The sequence below is a fragment of the Sneathiella sp. genome, assembly GCF_002694385.1.
Taxonomy (GTDB): domain Bacteria; phylum Pseudomonadota; class Alphaproteobacteria; order Sneathiellales; family Sneathiellaceae; genus Sneathiella.
On the sequence record NZ_NZMB01000012.1, the window covers coordinates 234,762 to 259,044 of the forward strand.

Below are 24,283 nucleotides of genomic sequence, written 5' to 3' on the forward strand. Positions count from 1 at the left end.
CGGTGGTGATATGGGATCAAGATGAGTTTGCTTAAATCCGTTGCCACCGTTGGCGGCTACACCATGATCAGCCGCGTGCTTGGTTTCCTGCGTGATATTCTGATGGCGGCCATCCTTGGCGCCGGGCCTGTGGCGGATGCTTTCCTTGTCGCCTTCCGCATCCCTAACATGTTCCGCAGGCTTGTGGCAGAAGGCGCTTTTTCCGCCGCCTTCATTCCGCTGTTCGCCCGCAAGCTGGAACAGGAAGGCAAGGATATGGCGCTTGAATTTGCCAGCCATGCCCTCTCCATTCTGGTCGGGTTTCTGTTGATATTCTCGGCGCTATTCATGATTTTCATGCCCTTCATGATGCAGTTTCTTGCGCCCGGCTTCGGAACGGAAGGATTGCGGTTCGAACTCGCCGTCGATTTCACCCGCATTACCTTCCCCTATCTGCTGGCCATGGCAATTGTCGCCCTTCTGGGCGGCGTGCTGAATGCTTTCTATAAATTCGCAGCCATGGCCGCCGCACCAATCCTTCTCAATATTGTTCTGATTGCCTTCCTGCTGTTCGGTATCGGCAAGACGGAAAGTGATGTCGGGCTGCTGCTGTCCGTCGGTGTCGCCCTGGCCGGTCTGGCGCAGGTGGTGTTTCTGGTCATTGCCTGCAAACGGACGGGGGCCCGCGTCCCGTTACGCCGTCCCGTTTTCAATGCGGATATCCGCCGGTTGTTCCGTCTGATGCTGCCCGGCATCCTTGGCGCGGGGGTGATGCAGATCAATATCCTGGTCGGGACCATCATTGCTTCCTATCTCGCAACCGGCGCCATTTCCTATCTTTATTATGCCGACAGGGTCTATCAGCTTCCTCTTGGCGTGATCGGCATTGCGGTCGGCACCGCCCTGTTGCCCATGCTGTCGCGGCAGCTACGCAGCGGGGAGGAAACCACCGCCCTTTACAGCATGAACCGCGCGCTGGAGCTTGCACTACTGCTGACCCTGCCCGCCACCGCGGCCCTGATGGTCATCCCCGAGGAAATCATCTCCGCCCTGTTCCGGCATGGTGAATTCACCGCCGCCGCCAGCGAAGCCACCGCCATGGCGCTTTTTGCCTTTGCCAGCGGGCTTCCGGCTTACGTTCTGGTGAAAATTTTCGCGCCCGGTTTTTTCGCTCGGGAAGACACAACAACCCCGGTGATTGTCGGGGTAATCGCCATGATCCTGAATGTTAGCCTCAGTCTGCTTCTTATCCAGTCATTTGGTCACGTCGGTATCGCCCTCGCGACGTCCCTTTCCTCCTGGTTCAATGTGATGGCCCTGTTTATCATTCTGCGGCGCCGGGGCCATTATGCGGCCGATGCTCGCCTGCTGCGACGGCTGGTCGGCATTTTCCTTGCCTCCCTCGTTATGGCCGCCGGACTGTATGTCGCCCGCCGTTATCTGGACGGCCTGCTTGCGGATGATCTTGCAGCACGGATCACCCTGCTCGCCCTGCTTGTCGGCGGGGGGATGGTGCTTTATGCCCTTGCCATCCTTGCCTTCGGTGGCGCAAAACCGAAGGAAGTGAAAAACATGCTGAAACGCCGCCCATCGAAGTAAGGAGTTGACGCAAAGACAGCGGCCTGCAATAAGGCCGAGGCAACAACCGGGCCCAGCCCGATCCCAGCCCCGGCAGCCTGATGGTCAGCCTGTCAAAAGGGGCGCGTGTCCAAAGCGTGAGGAGCTTTTCGGAAATGTCTCGTATTTTCTCCGGCGTCCAGCCGAGCGGTAATCTGCATCTTGGCAACTATCTCGGCGCGATCCGCAATTTCGTGCGCCTGCAACAGGAGTATGAGTGCATCTATTGCGCCGTCGATATGCATGCCATCACCGTCTGGCAGGACCCGGCCGAGCTCCGCAAGAACACCCGAGAGGTCGCCGCCGCCTATATCGCGGCGGGCGTCGATCCGGAACGGTCGATCATTTTCGCCCAGAGCACTGTGCCCGCCCATGCGGAACTTGCCTGGATTTTCAACTGCGTCGCCCGTCTCGGCTGGCTGAACCGCATGACCCAGTTCAAGGAAAAGGCCGGCAAGAATCGTGAAAATGCGTCTGTCGGTCTCTACGCTTATCCCAACCTGATGGCGGCGGATATCCTTGTCTACAAGGCGACACATGTCCCGGTTGGCGAAGATCAGAAACAGCATCTGGAACTGACCCGCGATATCGCCCAGAAATTCAACAATGATTTCGGGACAGAAACTTTTCCGATGGTGGAGCCGCTTATTTTCGGGGCGGCAACACGGGTCATGTCCCTGCGTGACGGATCGAAGAAAATGTCAAAGTCGGACCCGAGCGATTATTCCCGCATCACCTTTATGGATGATCGGGACAGCATCGCCCTGAAGCTGCGCAAGGCGCGTACTGATGCGGAACCAATCCCCGAAAGTGAAGAAGGCCTGAAAGACCGCCCCGAGGCGGCCAATCTGGTCGGCATTTATGCGGCGCTTGCGGATCTCAGCAAGCAGCAGGTTCTGGATGAATTCTCCGGGGCGAACTTCTCCATCTTCAAACCGGCGCTGACTGATCTCGCTGTGGATAAATTCGGGCCGATCGGTGAGGAAATGAAGCGTCTCACAGCTGATCCCGGCCATGTGGATGCCATCATGAAGAAGGGGGCCGAACGGGCTGCCGCCCTTGCAGCACCGGTTCTTCGGGAAGTGAAGGATGTCGTTGGATTTTTGCAGCCATAACCCCGGCTGCTTGTAACTCAACATCAGACGACATACATCTTGCATCATGGCCTGACAAAATATCTTTACCTGGCAATGGGACGCAGAGATGAGCGAGATCGGCAGTAACGGGACGGAAACAAAACGCCTTGGCAGAAGTACCCAGGCCGTCAAGCAGGGGGTGAAGCGCAGCTGGAAACCCGTCCTGCTGATCTTTGTCCTGCTTCTGCTGTTATATTATCCCATCGGTATGATGATGGTCCATAATGTCGAAGACGATACGGAATTTGTCCCGTCCGGCGCCAATGTTGTTGCGGGTGGCAGCCATGCCGTGAATATGATGGCCGGGCTTATCGACCGGGAAATCAATGTCAACCGCTGGACGGCGAATGATCCCTTCTTCATGCCCTCCTCCGCCCTCGATAATATGCCCAACTATCAGCAGGGCATCATTTCCGCGCTGGCGCGTTTCAGCTTTGAACTGACCGACCAGATCGGCCGGACCCGCGGGTCCAGCCAGACGGACCGCGATTTGCAAGAGGCGGCCGGGCTGTTGCAATATTCCGGGACGAAATGGGCATGGGACCCGACTGTTTCCCTCTTGCCGACTGCCGCCTCGGAAGAGCAATACGAAAAAGCCCGTGCCTCCCTTATTAGCTATAACAAGCGACTTGCCGCGGGAAATGCTGTCTTTGAACGGCGGGCGGACAATCTGCTCGCCACACTTGATCGCATCGCTCTTGATATCGGCTCGTCAACCGCGACAATCGACAAGCATATTGATGAAAATTCCGGCCAGATTATCGACTTCCATGCTGACGATATCTTTTATGGCGTCAAAGGGCAGGCTTATGGCTATTATATGCTACTGAAATCCCTCTATCAGGATTATGAAGGCCTGATCAAGGAACGGGGCCTGATAAATGCCTGGAATCAGATGCTTGCCAGCTTCAAATCGGTAATTGCCCTTGATCCCTTCATTGTTGTCAATGCGGCGCCGGACTCCCAACTTTTGCCTAACCATCTGACTGCACAGGGTTTCTATGTTCTGCGCGCCCGTGCGCAGCTTCAGGAGATCAGCAACATTCTCTTGAAATAACTGCGCCGATAATGGCAGGATAACGTCATCGAGAACAATTGACGGAGCCTTTATGTCAGACGAAGCTACGACTGGCGTACGCAACAAATTCCTGGTCGTCGTTGACGAGACGCCGGAATGCAAATCCGCGATCCGCTTCGCGAGCCGTCGCGCCTGGCATGTGGGCGGTGGAGTGATTTTGCTGTATGTCATAGAGCCCCCGGAATTCCAGCATTGGATGGGCGTGGAACAGGCCATGCGGGAAGAAGCCCGCCAGGCCGCAGAAGAAATCCTGCAAAATCTGGCAGAGGAAATTCAGCGCGAAACAACAATCGTGCCGGAATTTGTCATCCGGGACGGCTTTAAAAAGGAAGAGGTTCTGGCGCTGATTGAGGAAGATTCGGATATTCGTGTGCTGGTGCTTGCCGCGTCCCCCGATTCCGGCGGGCCCGGCCCGCTGATCAAAAGTCTTGTCGGTGAAATGTCCGGCACATTCGCCATCCCCATTACGGTTGTCCCCGGCAACCTGACCACCCGGCAGCTTGATGCCGTCACCTGAGTTTTGGCAATATGCCCTATCGCGATTCGCCAAAGCAGGCGGAAAGCACATCCGTTCGACACCCCCTTCCCTGCAGTTCATTTACAAGCGACTGAATTAACTGGCAAAACCGTCCCATTGATTAAACACTTGAATTTGCAGGTGACTGTTCACATATTCCGGTTCCTGACAGTCGTGAGAGACCGTTAAAGTCCTGTTTCATTTGATGTGATGAGGGTTCGGGCCTGTTGCCTGCGGAGTGGTTCATCCGACAACAGCGCCGAGCACAATTTAGGTAATGCAGCTACTGAAATCCGGTTTCAGATCGGGCAAGATCGCAACATTTGCGGGTCTTTCACTTGCCGTTCTCTATGTCGTGCCCGAATTTATTGACGGCGCCAGGGAATCGCATACTCAATCCACATCGGCCGGGGTCGTCGTTCAATCGTCACGTCAAGACGCTTTCGATCTTGCGAAGCTTGATGACATCCTCTCCCGCGTTGATTACCGGCTGGATGATATCCGCCGCGGGGAGCCTGTACCCCGCCTTTATGTCGAGCAAATACCCGTCGATATCGACAGCATCCCGGATGTCGATGAACGCAAAAATACTTTCATCAAGCTTGTCCTGCCCCTGATCCTCAACGTCAATGAGCAAATCGCCGAGCAACGACAGCGGCTGAATGGCCTTCTACAGGTAAAAGCAGTTGGCAAATCCCTTGCCGAGACTGACCGCCAATGGCTGGAAGAACTTGCCGCCGGTTATCGCACGGACGCGAGCGATCCTTTCAAGTTGCTGGACAGGGTTGATACTGTGCCGGTTTCCATTGCGCTTGCGCAGGCGGTCGAGGAATCAGGCTGGGGCGCGTCACGCTTTGTCCGTGAAGGCAACGCTCTTTTCGGGCAGCGCACCTGGGCCAGCGGAGACGGGATTGTGCCGGAAGAGCGGGAGCGCAGCGATACCCATGAAGTCAAAAGCTTTGACAGCGTCGCCGAATCAATCTCGGCCTATGTCCATAACCTTAATACCCATCCTGCCTATGAGGACTTCCGCAAAGCGCGCGCCGCGTTGCAGGATGGTCCGGACATGAGCACCGACAGTCTCGGGCTCGCTGCAACGCTTCAGGCTTATTCGGAAAAAGGCCTTGAATATGTAAATAACCTTCGCAATCTTATCAAAACCAATCGCCTCCAGGATTTTGAGACGGCGGAACTTGCCCCCTGACAGACCGTATTACGGCCCCCCTACCGCATACATTCCATCTCGCAAAATTGCTGTTGATGTGAAACTATGATTACGGAGACAGCAGAGCCTGTATCAGTTCTGTCTATCGGCCGTCATACATAAAAAGGGGGAGGGCATGGATCGGCTCAAAAACAAGACTGCCATAATCACAGGGGCGGCGGCCGGCATCGGACTGGCGACAACCCGCCGCTTTGTCGAGGAAGGCGCTTTCGTCATCATGACAGATATCAACCGGACTGCGGGCGAAGCAGCGGTTCGGGAGTTTGGCGAGCGCGCAAAATTCATCCCCCATGATGTGACGCGTGAGGAGGACTGGCAAAAAGTCACCGCAACGGCAAAAGAGACGGCGGGCGCGATTGATATACTGATCAATAACGCCGGTATTCTGGCGATCAGCGATCATCAAACGATCGAGGATACGGATCTCAATCACTGGCGCGCCATCCAGAAGGTGAATGTGGAGGGCGTTTTTCTCGGTTGTCAGGTAGCTATCGGCGCCATGAAGGAGCGGGGCGGCGCGATCGTCAATGTGTCGTCTATTGCCGCGCTGATTGCAACGCCAACGCTTGCCGCCTATGGCGCATCGAAAGCGGCGGTGCGTCAATTGACGAAGACGGTTGCCCTTCACTGCGCCCAGAAAGGCTACAGGATTCGCTGCAATTCTGTTCATCCCGATCCCGTTCGCACGGAGATGGGAGATGAATTGATGGGCATGTATGGCGGGGACGTGGCCAAAGGATGGGATAGCATCGGAAGTTTCGTCCCCCTCAAAGTTCCGAGCGAGCCTATCGATATCGCCAATGCTATTGTGTTTCTCGCCTCGGACGAGGCCCGCCATATCACCGGCGCCAAAATCGTCATCGATGGCGGGGCCACGGCAATCTGAACGCTGCACAACAAGGGAATAAAAAATGCGTATCAATCATGATAAACTGACCCGCTTTGTCGAGGCGATTTTCACAGCCGCCGGAAGCACCCCTGAGGAAGCTGCCATTGTCGCCAACCATCTGGTGCTCGCCAATTTGTCAGGTCATGACAGCCACGGCGTCGGCATGGTGCCCCGCTATGTCGAAAACATCCAGAACGGCTATCTTCATCTGAACGAACATGCGGAGCTGATAAAAAAGGACGGCTCTATTCTGGTGTTCGATGGGCGGTCCGGTTTTGGACAGGTCGTCGCCCGCGAGGCGGTAGCGGAAACGATCGCCACGGCACAGGAAACCGGCCTGGCCCTTTCGGCCCTGCGTAACGCCCACCATATCGGCCGCGTCGGCACCTATGGGGAGCAATGCGCCGATGCAGGTCTTGTGTCCATTCATTTCGTTAATGTCGTCGGGCATAAAGGTATTGTCGCCCCGCACCATGGATCTGATGCCCGCTTTGGCACCAACCCCATCTGCATCACCCTGCCGGACACGGCAAACGAGCCCCGCATTGTTCTCGACTTCGCCACCAGCAAGGTCGCCCTCGGCAAGATCCGGGTCGCCAACAACAGCGGCAAGAAAGTTGAAGAAGGGCTGATCATCGACAAGGATGGGAATGCGTCTACCGACCCCTCCGTCATGTTTGCCGAACAGTCGGGCGCCTTGCTGACAATGGCGGATCATAAGGGTTATGGGCTGGCGCTGATGTGCGAGTTGCTGACCGGCGCCATTGGCGGCGGCGGCACCATTCAGCCCGAAAATGTGCGTGATACCCGTATCATCAACAATATGCTGTCCATCGTGATCGATCCGGGCCGCCTGACAGATACGGATTATATCGCCAGTGAAATGAAAGCCATGTGCGATTATGTCCGTGCCTCCCCGCCGCGTGAGGGCTTTGGCAAGGTTCTCGTCCCCGGCGATCCGGAACGGGAACAGCGTGACATACGCCGCGCAGACGGCATAGAAATTGATCCGGAAAGCTGGCGTCAGATCGTCGAGGCGGGCGCGAAATTCAATATCTCTGCGTGAGCGGCAAAAGAACAGACTATGGATACATCTTATATATAAGATGTATCCATATGAAAATATTCACCTTTTCAGATTACTGAGGAGATCTTTTGCGGCCGTCGCCACCAGATTGGTATCACCCGCGCAAAGGAGAAAGTCATAACCCTCGGCGAACAGCTCATTGGTCTGCTGCGCGCCCTTTGAGATACAGCCGAGATAGGCGGGGCTGGCCTTGATACGATCCCGCGCCTCCTCCAGCAGGGCCTTGACTTCCGGGTCATCGAATTGGCCAAGCTTCTTGATGCTGCCCGACAGGTCATTCGGTCCGATAAACAGCATGTCAATGCCGTCAACGGCGGCGATGCGGTCGATATTCTCGACCCCTTCTTTCGTCTCGATCTGACAGATGATCATCATATCCTGATTCATATTTTCAAGATATGCGCGCGCGTAGCGCCCATATGTCCCCGCCCGGGCCGCACCAACACCGGCACTGCGAATACCATGCGGCGGATACCGGCAGGCCGCGACAACGGCCTCTGCCTCCTCCGCCGTGCTGACCGACGGCACCATGATGCCGTCCATACCGGTATCCAGCGCCCGCTTGATCAGCACCGTATCATTCCACGGCACCCGCATCAGGACCGGTGCGTCACTGACTGTGCGAACGGCGCGATACTGATGGATCGCCATCTCCAGGCTGCCCGAGCCATGCTCATGATCAATCATCAGCGCATCAAAGCCCGTTGAGGCAATGATCTCCGCCATGTCCGGAGAGTTGGAAAAGAGCCAGCATCCGGTGGTTTTTTCCCCGGCCTTCAGTTTTTCCTTAAGTTTTCTGGCAAAACTCATGTTCCCCTCCCCTGTTATTATGATTGTTTAGCCCGGTATATAGAACAGTGAGCCGAACCAGCGCCAGCGCCGCTCCGGCCCGAGAAGTGTGCAGTTGATCCGCCCACGTCCCGGCTTGAAAGCCGAGGAAAGCCTGATCTCGATACGGGAGTCGCCTATTTTCTCAATCGGCACCGCCCCACCCGTCTGGTTGGACGAGAAGCAGGACAGCCCGCTCAGATTTCCGTAATCCTCCACAAGGGTGAAGCCGAAATTCGGCGGATTACGCGTTAGTACGTTTTCCGAAGGGGTTACATCCGTCACCCGTAGCGGTAATGCATTCGCCGCCAGACGAAACCGGCCGATACCGCCATAATTCTCGCTCATGGTGAAGCGCGGCAATTCAAGCCGGTCATGGCCGGAAAAGGCAACGCCGGACTGCTGACCGAACGCCGCCTTGAATCCAAGTTGGCGGATGACGGATTTAACGTCATTGCCATATTCGCCATAAGGATAGGCGAAGATTGCCGGCACGAACCCGAGTTCGGCCTGATAGCGCTCGCTGGCGCGATTGATATCCGCTTCGATTTCCTCCGCATTCATGGTCGGCAAATGCGAATGGGAATAGGTGTGATGCCCGATATGCACGCCCGCATCGCGAAGCTCCCGCAGTTGATCCCAGTTCATGATGCCCGGAAGCTGTCTGTCGACCCCTTCAACGGCAACAAAAACCGTAAACGGGAGGTTCGCTTCTTTCAGTAAAGGCCAGGCAATCTCATAAACCGAAAGATAGGCATCATCCATTGTCAGCGCGACCGTCCGGTCAGGCAGCGCTTCGCCGCTTTCAAGCCGATCAACGATTTCGTTGAGGGGCAGAACGGTATAGGGACCATTTTTCAATTCTGCGATATGTTCCCTGAACTGCTCGATCCGGATGTTGGTGGACGGATACTGATCTTCACCAAAGCGGTGATACATGATCACGCTTGCCCAGTCGGCCGCCATGACCGCCGATGCGCCCTGCACCATCGCCAGACACAGGGAAAGCGCCCCGCAAGCTGCCATAAACCTTTTTCTTGCTCTTCTCATCGGTTCATCACCCGTTGTTAATCGCCGCCCCCGGTCATCATCCGGCTTCCGGCTGCCTTGTCAGAGAGCGTAGGGTAACGACGAGGCTTAAACAATTGGTAATGCCACCACTCATTCCGGTAAAAATCCCAATCGGCCGCCGTCATGATCCCAAGAAGTAACGCGCGATTACGCTGCGCTTCGGCTGAAACATCGAGAGATCCATGGTAGGAGGCAACCGTCATGGCATCAAAACCGGTTCCCATGTCCAGCTCCTGACCTGACCTGTCGATAAGCGTAAGATCAATGGCCGCGCCTCTGGAGTGAGGCGAACCGTTGGCGGGATGAGAGAGAAAGTCCGGATTTGGGGTGTGATCCCAGAGCGCCTGCACCGCTTCGGTCGGCCGGAAGGCATCAAATATCTTGAATCGAAGCCCAAGCGCCGCCGCCAGCTCAACCGCACGGCGCAGCTTTTCCGCTGCCTCCAAATTGAGGTAACAGGCTCCACGATAATAGATGGGCGCGCCTGTGAAATTATTCGAACCTGCATAACGGATATCCAGCTCCACATCGAAGCGGTCAGGGGTGATTTCCGTTAACATCTCATTCAGGGGCATCTTGAACCTGCTGACTTGAAATCATGCCGCAGAGAGCGTAACACTCGGGGCGCATCACGACCCTACATGGCCCGAATACGGAAGGCAACAGAATGAAGATACTGGCGTTTGACACGGCCATGAATGCCTGTTCCGTCGCCATCACGGACGGGGCGGTGGTGCTTGGCCATGTGCATGAAAAGCGCCGCCGCGGCCATGCGGAAACGCTGATGCCGCTAATCGAATCGCTGATGCGTGAAGCCGACATCCGATATGAAATGCTGGATCTGATTGCCGTTTCAATCGGCCCCGGNACCTTCACCGGTCTCAGGATCGGTTTGGCCGCCGCCCGCGGCATGGCCCTTGCCGCCCGCAAGCCCGTTGTNGGCATTACNACGCTGGANGCATTGGCNGCCGCNGTGCCTTNNGANNTCGNCGGCNATCAACCCGTCATCGTCGCGNCGGACGCACGGCGGGGTGAANTATANCTTCAGGTTTTTGAGCGCCTTGCGACACCCGCNCTGATNNTCCCGAAAACAGACCCCATGGCCATCCGGCCAGAGGANGCCCTGCCGATTATCGGCNCCGATCCGGCTGTCCTGCTGGGATCNGGNGNNNCCCTNCTTGCACANCTGCCCGAGTTTCATTCCAGCCAATATCACCTTCCCGCCCTTGATCACGACCCCGATGCATTGCACATTGCNCGGCTCGCCAAAGCGCGGGGGCTTCCGGCANCGGNCACCCCTCCCCCCGCGCCGCTNTATCTNCGGGCGCCNGATGCCAANCTGCCGGGCGGCATTGATCCGGCAATGAATGATCAGGGCTGAGTATGGCANCTGANCCGCTTTCGACAGTNTTTTTCAGCGANGCATCTGCCGCGGCCCTGGCCGCCGCCTTACATGCNGAATGTTTCAGCNCGCCATGGAATGAAGCGTCCTTCCGATCAGCCCTCAATGTTCCCGGCACGANCCTGCAAATNCTGAGCCNTGNAGANACACCCGTCGCTTTCGCGNTGTATCGNCAGGTGCTGGATGAATGTGAAATCCTGACGCTCGGAACCTGNCCCGATTANCGCGGGCGNGGNTATGCGGGGCAACTGCTCGAACTGGGNGTGGCATACCTGCGGGAGTTAAAAGCCGAACGGCTGCTGCTTGANGTGGGGGCGCAGAACCTGTCCGCCCGGAGGCTNTATTTATCAAGCGGATTTAAAGAAATCGGCCAGAGACCGGGATANTACTTGCATGGCGAGACCCNGGAAGANGCCATTTTGATGCTTAAAAATTTGCATTAACCTATAAAGCAGGAAATAAACGTTAATACGTATCAATAAGTTCTGCCGATTAANTTTTTGCTTTATTTTATTTTATATTCGATTTTAAAATATATATTGTCTATACACTGCAAGNCGTTTTTGGGTAATGGAGGTTCNATTACAATGTCTGAGAAAATAGAAAAGCTAGAACTTCTCGCGCTGACAACGGATATTGTAACNTCTCATCTGTCACGCAATCCGGTAAGCGCCANTGANATTTCGACGCTTATCAACGACGTTTTCAANACGCTGTCAACCGTCGGCGAAGCANCCGAGGAAGATGACAAGCCGGAACCGGTCGTGTCNATCCGGAAATCTGTCCATCCGGACTATATCATCTGTCTTGAAGACGGCAAAAAGCTGAAAATGCTGAAACGGCATTTGAAAACATCCTANGACATGACNCCGGAAGAATACAGGGAACGCTGGGGCCTGCCGGCAGACTATCCGATGGTGGCNCCGAANTATGCGGAACAGCGCCGCAATCTGGCCAAGAAAATCGGGCTGGGCACTCGCCGNAAGAAAGCGANAAGCAAGTAATCCCTACTTTCGCTGGCCCNAAANAATAATTTGTATAAAATCAGACCTGCCGNAGAAGATTCGGCAGANAATTTGCANTCAGAGGTTCACATGCCAACTCGCCTGGAACAACTTTGCCTCGACAAAGGCTTGCGTATGACGGAACAGCGCCGTGTTATCGCGCGGGTGCTGTCAGANTCACAAGACCATCCGGACGTGGAGCTCGTTTATAAACGGGCATCGGAAATAGATGATACGNTCAGCATCTCAACGGTTTACCGCACCGTNCGCATGTTCGAAGAAAANGGCATTCTGGANCGTCATGATTTCGGAGACGGCCGCGCCCGTTATGAGGANGNNTCGGACGAACATCATGACCATCTGATCAANGTNCAAACCGGGCAGGTGATCGAATTCACCAGCGATCAGATTGAAGAGCTGCAAAANAAGATTGCGGAGGAGCTGGGATTCGAGCTGATCGACCATCGTCTCGAACTCTATGGCAAGCCGCTATCAAATTCTGCGGTGAAGGAGGTTCCGCCGGAAGAATCCGTTGTTAACATCCGACAGTCCTTTCATGGCCGCAAGGCCGATTGAGAGCTAATCCCGCGCCTCTGGAAATGAACAAAATCAAAGCCACTCTCACCATTCTGGCCATCTTCATCTGGGCCGGCCTTCTGGCGCCTGTCCAGATGATTATCCTGCTGTTTTTCAAGCAGCACCGTTATTGCATTCCCCGGATATTTCACAAGGGACTCTGTCGTCTTCTCCGGGTCAAGGTGGTTACCTCGGGAACAATCGAGAAATCCCGACCGACGCTTTTTGTCCTCAATCATATTTCATGGCTGGATATTCCTGTCATCGGCAGCGCCCTGCACGGGAGTTTTGTCGCCAAAAGAGAGGTCGAAAGCTATCCCCTGATTGGTCCGATATCAAAATTGCAGCAGACAATTTTTATCGAACGCAGCCGACCCGCCATCAAGGGGCATAAAGGCGAAATGCAGGAACATCTTGAAAAGGGCGATAATCTGTTTCTGTTTCCTGAGGGAACATCCTCAAACGGCATTATCATCCAGAGTTTCAAAAGCGCCTATTTTGGATTGGCAGAACGGAAAATAGGTGACCGGCATTTGCCGGTTCAGCCCGTGACGCTGGCCTACAGCCGCATGAACGGCATTCCCCTCACTCGCGGCACCATGGGGATTGTCGCCTGGGTCGGAGACGAGGAACTGCTCAGCCACGTTTGGGAATATCTCAAGCGCGGCAAAATCACCGCCGAACTGCGGTTTCATCCCCCGGTCACGATCGATGATTATGATTCTCGAAAAACCATGGCAAGCGATTGCCAAATGACCATTGCCAAGAGCCTGAGCCGGGCGCTGACCGGCCGGGACGAGCCCGAAAGACCCGAATCACGGACCGTCAGGTGATTTTTCCGGCAAAATGCATCCCCTGCTTCTCTATTTGTCATATTACTGCTAGTTTATTCATGGTAAGAAACGGCCTTCAAATCAGCATTTGAGACGAGTAAATCCGACGAGGTTGGCAAGGAAGCGTGAGCAAAAAACTCTATATTTCGACATATGGCTGCCAGATGAATGTATATGATTCAGCCCGCATGGCAGACCTGATGGCCCCTTTGGGATATTCCCTGACAAATCAACCGGCTGACGCGGATATGGCAATTCTGAACACCTGCCATATCAGGGAAAAGGCGTCTGAGAAGACCTTTTCCGAGCTCGGCCGCTTGCGCAACATGCGCCGCGACAAAGAGGCGCGTGATGAAGGCGGCATGATCATTGCCGTCGCAGGCTGCGTGGCCCAGGCCGAAGGGGCGGAGATTATGAAGCGGGCGCCCTATGTGGATATGGTTTTCGGCCCGCAATCCTATCATCAGCTTCCCCAGATGGTGGCGCAGGCGACACGTGGCGTCGGACATATTCTGGAAACGGATTTCCCGCCGGAGCCGAAATTTGACCATTTGCCGGAGGAGGCAATCGACAAAAACCTGTCCGCCTTTCTCACGGTGCAGGAAGGCTGCGACAAATTCTGCGCCTTCTGCGTGGTTCCCTATACGCGCGGCGCGGAATTTTCGCGCCCCGCCGCCGCCATCATTGATGAGGCGAAACGCATGATCGCGGCCGGGACGCGGGAAATCACCCTGCTGGGCCAGAATGTGAACGCCTATCATGGTGACGGGCCGGACGGCAAGCCGGTGAGCCTGGCAACCCTCATCCATATGCTGGCGGAGCTGGAGGGGCTGGACCGGCTCCGCTATACCACGTCACATCCGCTGGAAATGACGGAAGATCTGTGCCGCGCCCATCGCGATGTGGATATTCTGATGCCCTATCTGCATTTGCCGGTTCAGGCGGGGTCTGATCGCATCCTTGCGGCCATGAACCGCCGCCATACGGCGGATGAGTATCGCCGAATTATTGACAGGCTGCGCCACTTCCGGCCCGATCTGGCCCTTTCCGGCGATTTCATTGTCGGCTTTCCCGGTGAGACGGATCAGGAGTTTGAAGATACGCTACAGCTTGTTCGCGACGTCGGCTATGCCCAGGCCTACAGCTTCAAATACAGCCCGCGACCGGGGACACCAGCCGCGGTCCTTGCCGATCAGATGATCGATGAAACCGTGAAATCGGAGCGACTGGCCCGCCTTCAGACGCTGCTGAATGAGCAGCAGCTTGCCTATAACCAGGGGTTCGTTGGTCGGGAAGTTGACGTCCTTCTGGAAAGAGAAGGCAAACGCGAAGGCCAGCTCGTTGGCCGCAGCCCCTATATGCAGTCCGTTTTCGTGCCCTCCCCGGCGCACCGGATCGGACGCATCGCAACCGTCATCGTTCGGGAAGGAAACGCTAATTCCCTGCGAGGCGAATTGAAACCTGGAAGTGTCGCGGATGCGGCATAGGAACAGACGTGGCAAAACATCCATCGAGCAGTAAATCTCCCAAACCCGCACCCGATCAGAATAACGCGATCATTCTCGAATTTGATGACAACCATCTGCTTGCCCAGCTTGTCGGCGAGCATGACAGGTATCTGGCCCGCATAGAACAGGGGCTTGACGTATCCGTTGCCTCCCGCGGGAATAAAATGGCCATCACCGGCAGCAAAGACGCGCAATCCGCCGCAAAGTCCGCCCTTCTCGATCTTTATGCACGGCTTAAAAAAGGCCTCGATGTGACGGAGGGGGAAGTGGATGGCGCCATTCGCATGGCGGGCAGCGCCCCGGCGGAGGATGGCAGCCGCGGTTCTGTCTCCGGCAACAGCGAAATGATCGTCACCAAACGGCGGCGGATCACACCACGCTCCACCAATCAGGCGGTCTATGTCAAATCGCTGCGCACCCATGAGCTGGTCTTCGGCCTCGGCCCCGCCGGGACGGGCAAGACCTATCTGGCGGTCGCCAATGCCGTTGCCATGCTGATCGAGAACAAGGTGGACCGGCTTATCCTGGCCCGCCCCGCAGTAGAAGCCGGTGAAAAGCTCGGCTTTCTGCCTGGCGACATGCGTGACAAGATCGATCCCTATCTGCGCCCGCTCTATGATGCGCTCTATGATATGCTACCCGCGGAAGAGGTGGTGAAGCGCCTTGAAAATGGCGAAATCGAGGTGGCTGCCCTTGCTTTCATGCGTGGTCGAACCCTTTCCAATGCTGCCATTATTCTGGATGAGGCGCAGAATACAACGCCGGTACAAATGAAAATGCTGCTGACCCGGATGGGGGAAAACTCCCGCATGGCGGTAACCGGCGATCTCAGCCAGATCGACCTGCCGCTCGGGGTGCGCTCCGGCCTGCACGAAGCTGTCGATATTCTGAAAGGCGTGAAAGGCATCGACTTCATCCACTTTGGAGAAGCCGACGTAGTGCGCCATCCGCTGGTGACCCGTATCGTCAAGGCATATGGGGAACATGACCGCGAAAAGCAGCTGGCCCTCAAATCCCGAAAATCCTGATTGCCCCATGACATCCCTTCCCTTCTCATTCGATCTGGCGATCAGCATTGAGGACCCGGTCTGGCAGGATCTTCTGCCCGATCTGAATGAAAGGGCAAATCTTGTCACACGGACGGCTCTTGCCGCGCTCTGCCGTGAATTTGGTTTGAAATCAGCGCCCGGCAATGCGGTTCCGGCAGTGGAAATCAGCCTGCTTTTCACCAACGACGCTGCCATCCGGGAGCTCAACCGCGATTATCGCAGCAAGGACAGCCCCACCAACGTTTTGTCCTTTCCCGGCAACCCGATTGAGGCCGGCGAACTGGTACAGGCCGCCCGGACAGGCGAACCGCTCCTCCTTGGGGATATTGTCATGGCCCGGGAAACCCTTCTGCGCGAGGCGGAAGAACAGAGAAAACCCCTCACCGACCATATGGCGCATCTGCTTGTCCATGGCGTTTTACATCTTGCCGGTTTCGATCATATCGACGAAAATGAAGCCGAAGAGATGGAAAATCTTGAAATCATAATCTTGCGACACCTACATATAGCCAATCCTTATGAAATATATGATCCGTCGCCACAGGAGACCCCCGACAAAAAATGACCGATAACGTGTCGAGTACGAGCCTGTCCGAAAACCCGGACAGCCCGACAACGCAAAAACAATCGAACGCCGTACTGCATATGCTGAAGCGTGTTCTGGGGATCGGACAGCAGACAGAAAGAAGCGTCCGTTCGACACTGGAAGAGCTGATCGAGGAACATGACGATCCCGAACAATCCATAAACCCTTCCGAAAAGCTGATGCTGACCAATATTCTCAGTTTCAGCGAACTCAGCATCAGCGATGTGATGGTTCCCCGCGCCGATATCGAGGCGATTGACGCCAGCCTGACCCTTGAACAGGTGGCTGAACGCTTCAAGGCAACCAACCATTCCCGCATGCCTGTTTATGAAGAAACGCTGGATAATGTTACCGGCATGTTTCACATCAAGGATTTAATCAATTTCTGGGGTAAAAAGAATCCCGGCCGCTGGCAGAACTTTCGCCGCGAAATCCTGTTCGTTCCGCCCTCCATGTCGGTGCCTGACCTGCTGCTGAAAATGCGGGCTACGCATATTCATATGGCGGCGGTGGTCGATGAATATGGCGGCATTGACGGCCTGGTCACCATTGAAGATCTGGTCGAAGAAATCGTCGGCGATATCGAGGATGAGCATGACGAGCAGGAAGGCCCGCTAATCATCGTCGCCTCCAACGGCACCATCGAAGCCGATGCCCGCGCCTCGATAGAGGAACTCGAAGCTCTCGTCGAGACTGATCTGCTGCCCGAGGAGGAAGATGAGGATGTCGATACCGTTGGCGGGCTGGTGTTCCAGCTTGCCGGACAGATACCGGCGCGGGGGGAAATCATCTCTCATCCGGACGGTCTTGATTTTGAAATCATTGATGCGGATCCCCGTAAAGTGAAACGGGTGCGAATCCACCGCCGCCCGCCTGAGACTGACGCTGCGGAATGATCGCACTTAATCGCTGGATATCCGGGCTGTCGCCTGTCAAAAGATACCTGTGTGCCTTTCTTCTGGGAGCAATGGTTGCGGCGGCGCTGCCGCCGGTCAATCTGGCTTTCCTGCTGCCGCTCAGCTTTACAGTACTTGTCTGGATACTCTCCGCCGCATCGACAAAGAAACAGGCCTTCCTCGCGGGGTGGTGGTTTGCCTGGGGACAGTTTATCGCCGGGCTTTACTGGATCGGCGTTGCCTTTACCATCGACGCAGACACCCATGCCTTTCTGATGCCCTTGCCCGTCATTGTCCTGCCGGCATTTCTGGCGATCTTCTCCGGTCTTGCCACGCTGGCCACCCACATGACCGGCGCCCGCGGACTGTCCCGTATCCTTCTGTTTACCGGATTCTGGGTGGCCTTTGAATATGTGCGCGGTGTCATTTTCACCGGTTTTCCCTGGAACCTTGTCGGATATAGCTGGAGCGTTGTTGACGTTATCCTGCAATCAACCGCCTATGTCGGGATATATGGCCTGACGCTGCTCACTGTCTTCCTCGCCAGTCTGCCTGCCCTTTTCGGAGAAACGGAAACACCACGAAAAACCGCGATGGCAGCGGTCGGGGGAATGATTGCCCTGTTTGTCATCCTTGCGGGCGCCGGCTATGTCCGCATCCCCGCCGGGCCGGTTGCCAGCTTTGACAATACCAGCCTGCGGATCGTCCAGCCCAATATACAGCAGACCGACAAATGGAAGATGGACCGGCTGCTCGAACATTTGCAGAAGATTGTTTCCCTCAGCCTGATCGAAGAAGGGGAAAAGCCCCGTTTTTATATCTGGCCGGAAACGGCGGTGCCTTATTATCTGACGACGGCGCGCCCGCTGCAAAGGGAACTGGCGCAGATCCTTTCCCCGGGTGGCGCAATTTTTACAGGCGCACCGCGGCGGGACCCTGTGCAACAGAAATACTGGAACAGTCTGAATGTTCTGGGGGCAAACGGCGAAATTCTTGATATCTATGACAAGCAGCATCTGGTTCCCTATGGCGAATATATGCCGCTTCGTCCATTGATGGAGGCAACCGGGCTGACGAAACTCATTCCTGCGCTGGATAATATGTCGGATTTTGCGACGCCTGACAAAAGGGCAAAAAAAGTGATCTCCGTCCCCGGCATGCCGCCCGCCCGGGCCCTTATTTGCTATGAAATTGCCTTCCCCTGGGAAATTGCGCCGGATAGACCCTTCTCGTGGATATTGAATGTCACCAATGATGGCTGGTTCGGCAATACATCCGGACCGTATCAGCATCTGGCCATTGCGCGCACCCGCGCCATTGAACAGGGCGTGGCCGTCATCCGCGCCGCCAATACGGGTATTTCGGCCATCATAGATCCCTATGGCCGCATCGAGGAGAAACTCTCCCTCAACCAGACCGGGGTGCTGGATGGCAGCCTGCCCATGCCGATCACGGAACGGACGGTTTATGCCCGTTTCGGGGAGATGATCCCGCTCATCCTGACCGGACTATTCCTCTTGTCGGGCCTTCTGCTCAGTCGACGAAATCCGAAAAACATCCGCAAGTCGTCTTGACTACTTATCTCTTTTGAACATACTGGATAAATCAACTTTTAAGATAATTTTCCAAAGTATTTGTAAGAGTATTGGGGTCCCTCTGTTTCATCAGGCAAATCTTGATAAAAGGAATTTAGATGGCAAATCATCCGGTGGACGTGCATGTCGGAAGCCGACTTCGGATGCGTCGCACGTTGCTTGGCCTCAGTCAGCAGAAACTGGGGGAGCGACTCAGCCTCACCTTTCAACAAATCCAGAAATATGAGCGCGGCGCCAATCGCATTGGCGCGAGTCGCCTGTTCGAGTTAAGCCGGATACTGGATGTAAAGCCCGCCTATTTCTTTGAAGAAATGCCGGAGGCCGGGACAAACGCCGTCGCCGGGCTGGGAGAGCCGCCGGATGAATTCGAGCATGATTTCCTTGGCAAGCGTGAAACTCTGGAGTTGGTGCGCGCCTATTACAAGATTGATAATCTGGAGATCCGCAAACGCCTTTTCGACGTGATCAAGGCGCTCGCCGCCGAAGAGGGTGAGGCGCGGGATCCGGATGGCGGAGCCGATTGACCATATCCTCGCCGGCGTCCCGGATTTTCTTGACCCTCTGACTGTTTTTGCTAGAGTGCGGCAGGTTTATTCTACCCGTATATGCTTTTCCTGATCGAATGCCGTCTATGGGTGCCGCCATTAGATAAAGAGGATGTCCGCGTGCCAGCTAAAAACTTTCTTTTCACCAGTGAATCAGTCTCAGAAGGACATCCGGATAAGGTATGTGACCGGATCTCTGACAGCATCGTCGATCTGTATCTGTCGCAGGATCCTTATTCACGCGTCGCCTGCGAAACCCTGACGACGACGAACCGCATTGTCCTTGCCGGGGAGGTTCGCGGACCCGAAAGCATTACCAAGGCCCTGATTGAGGAAACCGCCCGCGCCGCTGTCAAGGAAATCGGCTATGAGCAGGACGGTTTTCATTGGAAAAACGCGGCGGTCGATGTCTACCTGCATGCTCAGTCCTCCGACATTGCGCAAGGCGTTGATGCCGCCGGCAACAAGGATGAAGGCGCGGGCGATCAGGGAATCATGTTCGGCTATGCGGTTAATGAAACCGATGTTCTGATGCCCGCACCGATTTATTATTCCCACAACATCCTCAAGGCGCTGGCGGATGCGCGCCATAGCGGCCGGGAAAAAGGCCTGGGGCCGGATTCCAAAAGTCAGGTCACCCTGGCCTATGAAAATGGCAAACCCGTGCGGGCGACATCCATTGTTGTGTCCACCCAGCATAATGCAGACCTGTCCACCGATGATGTGCGCGAAATTGTCCGTAAATATGTGATGGAAACATTGCCGGAGGGCTGGATGTGCCCGGAGGATGAATTTTACGTCAACCCGACCGGCAAATTTGTTATCGGCGGCCCGGACGGGGATGCCGGGTTGACGGGCCGCAAGATCATTGTGGATACTTATGGCGGCGCGGCGCCCCATGGCGGCGGCGCTTTTTCGGGCAAGGATCCGACGAAGGTTGACCGTTCCGCCGCCTATGCGTCGCGTTATCTTGCCAAGAATGTGGTGGCTGCCGGCCTTGCCGAACGCTGCTGCATACAGGTGTCCTACGCCATTGGCGTCTCCAAGCCGCTGTCCCTCTATGTCGATCTCTATGGCACCGGGCAGGTTTCCGAAGACAAGCTCGCGAAGGTACTGCGGGACGTGATGGACCTGAGCCCGCGGGGTATCCGCGAGCATCTGCAATTGAACAAGCCGATCTATGCCCGGACGTCTGCATATGGCCACTTTGGACGGACAGCCGACGCCGATGGTGGATTTTCCTGGGAAAAGACCGATCTTGTGGACAGCCTGAAATCCGCTTTTTCCTGACCGGCGAATTATGAGCAGACCACAGGCGAAGGACCGGCGCATCCTGTATGGGCGGCGCCGGGGAAAACCGCTTCGCAAAGGACAGCAGCGGCTGATCGAACATGATCTGCCGCGGCTCCAGATTACCATCGAGGAAGAGGAAATAGATCTCCCCTCCCTGTTCGGCGGTGAGGCGCGGGCATACTGGCTGGAAATCGGCTTTGGCGGCGGCGAACATCTGGCGTGGCAGGCAAATGCCAACCCGGATGTCGGAATAATCGGCTGCGAACCCTTCGTCAACGGTGTCGCCATGCTGCTGGCCAAGCTTGAGGAAAACGGCGCCCAGAATGTCCGGCTGCATACCGATGCCGCTGAACGGCTGATTGAGCGGATCCCTTCGGAATCCATTGATCGCGCCTTTATCCTGTTCCCCGATCCCTGGCCCAAAAGCAGCCATCATAAACGGCGATTCGTATCCGGGGAAAACATCAACGCCCTCGCCCGGATCATGAAATCCGGAGGCGAACTGCGTATTGCAACGGACCATACCGACTATGGCGCCTGGATTCTCTGGCATATGCTGCGCTCCGATCACTTCCTCTGGCAAGCGGAAAGCCCGGATGACTGGCGCAGCAGGCCCGCCGACTGGCCGCCGACACGCTATGAAATGAAAGCCGTCGGAAAGGGGCTGCGCCCGGTCTATTATCGATTCTTGCGCAAAAATCGCGCGTAAAGCCCTTTGTCTCAAGAAAAAGCTTGGAATTCCCGGCATCTCGTCTATTATATACAAGGTAAATACTGTTCGCTCACCATCCGGATGAGCTTTGGAACGGTGGGTCTCTGGCCCGCTGTTTTTTTATGGTTTGTCGGTTAGACGAGAAGTACACTGAACGCGATCGAGAAAATTGAGCAGCTGATCATGCCGCCCCTCCACGATATGGGGTATGAGTTGGTGCGCGTGCGGCTGACGGGCAGTGAGAAAAAAGTGCTTCAGATCATGGCCGAAAAGGCCGATGGCACGATGACAATCGACGGCTGTGCGGAAGTGAGTGAAATAGTATCTGCCCTTCTGGATGTCGAGGATCCGATCAGCGGAGCCTATGATCTGGAGGTATCTTCGCCCGGAATTGACCGGCCGCTCACGCGGGAAAAGGATTTTGAACGCTGGGCCGGGTTTGAGGCGAAGGTGGAATTGGAGCAGGCTGTTGACGGCCAGCGCCGGTATCGTGGCAAGCTGTTGGGGTTGAAGGACGGCATAGTCCGGATGCAGGCCGATGACGGCAGCCATGTGGAACTGCCTTTCTCCGATGTGAGAAAGGCGAAATTGATTTTGACAGATGAACTGATCGCTGCGAGCATGCGCCGCACCTGACGTTCACAGACAGGTTTTTTAGGACGGATATTTGGTCATGGAAAACGCAGCTAGTTTGAACCGACTGGAACTCTTGCAGGTCGCCGATGCGGTCGCGAGAGAAAAGGTCATCGACCGCGACATCGTGCTCTCGGCGATGGAAGAAGCGATCCAGAAGGCCGCGCGGGCCAAATACGGGCATGAGAATGATATCCGCGCCAATATCGACCGCGGCACCGGCGAAATTCGNCTCGCNCGNGTGCGGGAAGTGGTTGAGGATGTCGANAATGAGGTNACNCANNTCACGCTNGATCAGGCAAAGCGCGAAAAATCCGATGCCGTCCTTGGNGATTTTCTGATTGATCCGCTGCCNCCGATNGATTTCGGCCGCATCGCCGCCCAGACGGCAAAGCAGGTCATTGTCCAGAAAGTNCGCGAAGCGGAACGCGAACGGCAGTATCAGGAATANAAGGACCGGGTTGGCGAGATCGTCAACGGAATTGTCAAACGGGTCGAATATGGCAATGTCACTGTTGACCTTGGNAAGGCCGATGCCGTCGTGCGGCGGGATGAGATGCTNCCGCGCGAGACCTTCCGTCAGGGGGACCGGATCCGCGCCTATATCTATGATGTCCGGCAGGANCCGCGNGGNCCGCAGATTTTNCTCTCCCGCAGNCATCCCCAGTTCATGGCCAAGCTGTTCGGNCAGGAAGTGCCGGAAATCTATGATGGNATTATTGAGGTAAAAGCGGTCGCGCGCGATCCCGGCAGCCGGGCGAAAATTGCNGTGATNTCCAATGATCCGAGCATTGATCCCGTCGGGGCCTGTGTCGGNATGCGCGGNTCNCGCGTTCAGGCCGTGGTCAATGAACTNCAGGGCGAGAAAATTGATATCATCCAGTGGTCCCCCGATCAGGCCAGNTTCATCGTCAACGCCCTGGCTCCGGCAGAGGTTGCCAAGGTTGTCCTNGATGAAGATGCCAACCGTATCGAAGTGGTTGTCCCGGATGATCAGCTCTCTCTCGCTATCGGCCGCCGCGGGCAGAATGTNCGTCTTGCNTCGCAGCTTTCCGGCTGGGATATNGATATCCTGACCGAAGAAGANGAAAGCAACCGGCGGCAGGCTGAATTCTCNGAACGGACGCAGAATTTCATGGCNGCCCTTGACGTTGATGAAACGATTGCCCAGCTATTGGCTTCCGAAGGNTTCACCTCTGTTGAAGATATTCTGTATGTCGACCCGGCCGAAGTTGCCGATATTGAAGGGTTTGACGAAGACATCGCCGGTGAACTGATCCGNCGGGCGCAGGAATATGTCGAGCAGACCAATTCCGAGCTTGAAGAAAANCGTCAGGAAATGGGCGTCAGCGACGATATNGTCAATCTCCAGCTTCTGACCCCGGCTATGATTGTTGCCCTTGGTGAGGCTGGCGTAAAAGAATTGGACGACCTTGCCGATCTCTCCGGAGATGAGCTNATCAGCAGCGANGACGGCATTTTGAAGGATTTCGGTCTNACGGCNGACGAGGCAAATCAGGTTGTTATGGCNGCGCGCGCNCANTGGTTCGAAGATGANGAACCGGCNGCGACNACCGAAAACGACGAAGAAATTCCGGCAGGCTGANGCNGNANGCGGAGAAGTAGACTTGAGTGATCCGCAACGGCGGTGTATAGCCACTGGACAGATACTGGAAAAGGACCTGCTTCTCCGGTTTGTTNTATCGCCCGACGGATTNCTGGTCCATGATATTGACCGGAACCTGCCGGGTCGNGGCATCTGGGTAANCTGCGATGCCNCTGCGGTGGANTTGGCAGTNAAGAANCGGCTGTTTGCCAGATCGGCNAAGCAGNCGGTGACNGTACCGGAGGNATTGGTCAGTTCGATNGATCGGGCCNTGTTGCGNCAATGCCTTGCGCTGTTNGGTCTTGCCCGGAAGGGCGGAATGNTCACAACNGGCTTTGCCAAGGTTGAAAAGGCGTTGCAATCTGGCAAGGCGGNNCTGCTGGTGGCNGCCTTTGACGGCTCGGAAGACGGGCGGCAGAAACTTCGGCGNATGGCCGGGTCGCTGCCGCAGATTAACCTGTTCAGCAACGCCGAATTAAGCCAGGCGCTGGGCCGGGAGAATGTTGTTCACGCTTGCCTTGCAAAGGGCGCAATGGCAACGAAAATTATGACTGCGGCCTCCCGATTGGCACAATTCAGGGGCCGGAGCGAAACGAATACCGAAGTGCCGGAGTAAAA

The 24,283-nt window shown here is 55.8% G+C and carries 24 protein-coding genes and 2 pseudogenes; 23 read left to right on the forward strand and 3 right to left on the reverse strand.

The genetic code is table 11. The features are described from left to right. Positions 1-21 precede the first annotated feature (21 nt). From murJ to CMN55_RS07895, 7 genes are all read left to right on the forward strand, one after another. The gene (gene murJ, locus CMN55_RS07865) at positions 22-1,578 is read left to right on the forward strand and encodes a murein biosynthesis integral membrane protein MurJ (protein ID WP_293949151.1); all 1,557 of its coding nucleotides are present in this window, start codon (positions 22-24) and stop codon (positions 1,576-1,578) included. A 134-nt stretch (positions 1,579-1,712) separates the two neighbouring features. Continuing rightward, positions 1,713-2,711 carry a tryptophan--tRNA ligase gene (gene trpS / locus CMN55_RS07870; RefSeq protein ID WP_293949153.1) on the forward strand — a complete coding sequence of 333 codons (999 nt, stop codon included), beginning with the start codon at positions 1,713-1,715 and terminating at the stop codon, positions 2,709-2,711. Between the two features lie 88 nt (positions 2,712-2,799). Then, positions 2,800-3,789: a DUF2333 family protein gene (locus tag CMN55_RS07875; RefSeq protein WP_293949155.1), complete on the forward strand. Its 990-nt coding sequence runs from the start codon at positions 2,800-2,802 to the stop codon at positions 3,787-3,789. A gap of 52 nt (positions 3,790-3,841) precedes the next feature. Then, positions 3,842-4,327, forward strand: coding sequence for a universal stress protein (locus CMN55_RS07880; protein WP_293949157.1), 486 nt, complete (start codon positions 3,842-3,844; stop codon positions 4,325-4,327). Positions 4,328-4,604: 277 nt separating this feature from the next. Beyond that, entirely contained in the window at positions 4,605-5,531 is a 927-nt protein-coding gene (locus CMN55_RS07885) for a glucosaminidase domain-containing protein (protein WP_293949159.1), read from the forward strand. Positions 5,532-5,667: 136 nt separating this feature from the next. Next, positions 5,668-6,438 (forward strand): glucose 1-dehydrogenase, encoded by a 771-nt coding sequence (locus CMN55_RS07890; RefSeq protein ID WP_293949161.1) that lies wholly within the window; start codon positions 5,668-5,670, stop codon positions 6,436-6,438. Between the two features lie 25 nt (positions 6,439-6,463). Then, a complete protein-coding gene (locus CMN55_RS07895; RefSeq protein WP_293949163.1) occupies positions 6,464-7,507 on the forward strand; it encodes a malate/lactate/ureidoglycolate dehydrogenase in 1,044 nt (347 codons plus the stop codon). A 60-nt stretch (positions 7,508-7,567) separates the two neighbouring features. Here the strand turns inward: CMN55_RS07895 and CMN55_RS07900 are convergent, their stop codons facing one another. The 3 genes from CMN55_RS07900 to ddpX are packed head-to-tail and all read right to left on the reverse strand — an operon-like array spanning position 7,568 to position 9,987. Next, positions 7,568-8,338, reverse strand: coding sequence for an HpcH/HpaI aldolase family protein (locus tag CMN55_RS07900; RefSeq protein WP_293949164.1), 771 nt, complete (start codon positions 8,336-8,338; stop codon positions 7,568-7,570). A 27-nt stretch (positions 8,339-8,365) separates the two neighbouring features. After that, positions 8,366-9,382: a polysaccharide deacetylase family protein gene (locus CMN55_RS07905; RefSeq protein WP_293949165.1), complete on the reverse strand. Its 1,017-nt coding sequence runs from the start codon at positions 9,380-9,382 to the stop codon at positions 8,366-8,368. 41 nt (positions 9,383-9,423) lie between these two features. Then, positions 9,424-9,987 carry a D-alanyl-D-alanine dipeptidase gene (gene ddpX / locus CMN55_RS07910; protein ID WP_366932010.1) on the reverse strand — a complete coding sequence of 188 codons (564 nt, stop codon included), beginning with the start codon at positions 9,985-9,987 and terminating at the stop codon, positions 9,424-9,426. Between the two features lie 107 nt (positions 9,988-10,094). Between ddpX and tsaB the strand changes: the two are divergent. The 16 genes and pseudogenes from tsaB to CMN55_RS07980 all read left to right on the forward strand — a co-directional run bounded on the left by tsaB (position 10,095) and on the right by CMN55_RS07980 (position 24,281). Next, positions 10,095-10,808, forward strand: a pseudogene (gene tsaB, locus CMN55_RS17130) (tRNA (adenosine(37)-N6)-threonylcarbamoyltransferase complex dimerization subunit type 1 TsaB). Between the two features lie 2 nt (positions 10,809-10,810). After that, a pseudogene (locus CMN55_RS17135) lies at positions 10,811-11,272 on the forward strand (GNAT family N-acetyltransferase). Positions 11,273-11,416: 144 nt separating this feature from the next. Next, positions 11,417-11,833, forward strand: a complete 417-nt coding sequence (locus CMN55_RS07915) for a Ros/MucR family transcriptional regulator (RefSeq protein WP_293949169.1) — start codon at positions 11,417-11,419, stop codon at positions 11,831-11,833. Between the two features lie 90 nt (positions 11,834-11,923). Continuing rightward, positions 11,924-12,409, forward strand: coding sequence for a Fur family transcriptional regulator (locus CMN55_RS07920; protein WP_293949171.1), 486 nt, complete (start codon positions 11,924-11,926; stop codon positions 12,407-12,409). Between the two features lie 23 nt (positions 12,410-12,432). Then, positions 12,433-13,242, forward strand: a complete 810-nt coding sequence (locus tag CMN55_RS07925) for a lysophospholipid acyltransferase family protein (protein ID WP_293949173.1) — start codon at positions 12,433-12,435, stop codon at positions 13,240-13,242. Between the two features lie 125 nt (positions 13,243-13,367). Further along, positions 13,368-14,729 carry a tRNA (N6-isopentenyl adenosine(37)-C2)-methylthiotransferase MiaB gene (gene miaB / locus CMN55_RS07930; RefSeq protein WP_293949175.1) on the forward strand — a complete coding sequence of 454 codons (1,362 nt, stop codon included), beginning with the start codon at positions 13,368-13,370 and terminating at the stop codon, positions 14,727-14,729. Positions 14,730-14,737: 8 nt separating this feature from the next. Then, entirely contained in the window at positions 14,738-15,778 is a 1,041-nt protein-coding gene (locus tag CMN55_RS07935) for a PhoH family protein (RefSeq protein WP_293949177.1), read from the forward strand. Positions 15,779-15,785: 7 nt separating this feature from the next. Continuing rightward, positions 15,786-16,364 (forward strand): rRNA maturation RNase YbeY, encoded by a 579-nt coding sequence (gene ybeY / locus CMN55_RS07940; protein WP_293949179.1) that lies wholly within the window; start codon positions 15,786-15,788, stop codon positions 16,362-16,364. After that, entirely contained in the window at positions 16,361-17,281 is a 921-nt protein-coding gene (locus CMN55_RS07945; RefSeq protein ID WP_293949181.1) for a hemolysin family protein, read from the forward strand. Before ybeY ends, CMN55_RS07945 begins: the two co-directional genes overlap by 4 nt. Continuing rightward, positions 17,278-18,855 (forward strand): apolipoprotein N-acyltransferase, encoded by a 1,578-nt coding sequence (gene lnt, locus CMN55_RS07950; protein ID WP_293949182.1) that lies wholly within the window; start codon positions 17,278-17,280, stop codon positions 18,853-18,855. Before CMN55_RS07945 ends, lnt begins: the two co-directional genes overlap by 4 nt. Before the next feature lie 119 nt (positions 18,856-18,974). Beyond that, on the forward strand, positions 18,975-19,400 hold the full coding sequence (locus CMN55_RS07955; protein ID WP_293949184.1) for a helix-turn-helix domain-containing protein: 426 nt from the start codon (positions 18,975-18,977) through the stop codon (positions 19,398-19,400). Positions 19,401-19,541: 141 nt separating this feature from the next. Further along, the gene (gene metK / locus CMN55_RS07960; protein ID WP_293949186.1) at positions 19,542-20,711 is read left to right on the forward strand and encodes a methionine adenosyltransferase; all 1,170 of its coding nucleotides are present in this window, start codon (positions 19,542-19,544) and stop codon (positions 20,709-20,711) included. Positions 20,712-20,721: 10 nt separating this feature from the next. Then, positions 20,722-21,423, forward strand: a complete 702-nt coding sequence (trmB, locus tag CMN55_RS07965; RefSeq protein ID WP_293949187.1) for a tRNA (guanine(46)-N(7))-methyltransferase TrmB — start codon at positions 20,722-20,724, stop codon at positions 21,421-21,423. Between the two features lie 171 nt (positions 21,424-21,594). Beyond that, a complete protein-coding gene (gene rimP / locus CMN55_RS07970; protein WP_366932011.1) occupies positions 21,595-22,062 on the forward strand; it encodes a ribosome maturation factor RimP in 468 nt (155 codons plus the stop codon). A 37-nt stretch (positions 22,063-22,099) separates the two neighbouring features. Beyond that, on the forward strand, positions 22,100-23,665 hold the full coding sequence (gene nusA, locus CMN55_RS07975) for a transcription termination factor NusA (protein WP_293949189.1): 1,566 nt from the start codon (positions 22,100-22,102) through the stop codon (positions 23,663-23,665). Then, a complete protein-coding gene (locus tag CMN55_RS07980; protein WP_293949191.1) occupies positions 23,613-24,281 on the forward strand; it encodes an RNA-binding protein in 669 nt (222 codons plus the stop codon). Before nusA ends, CMN55_RS07980 begins: the two co-directional genes overlap by 53 nt. Positions 24,282-24,283: the final 2 nt, after the last annotated feature.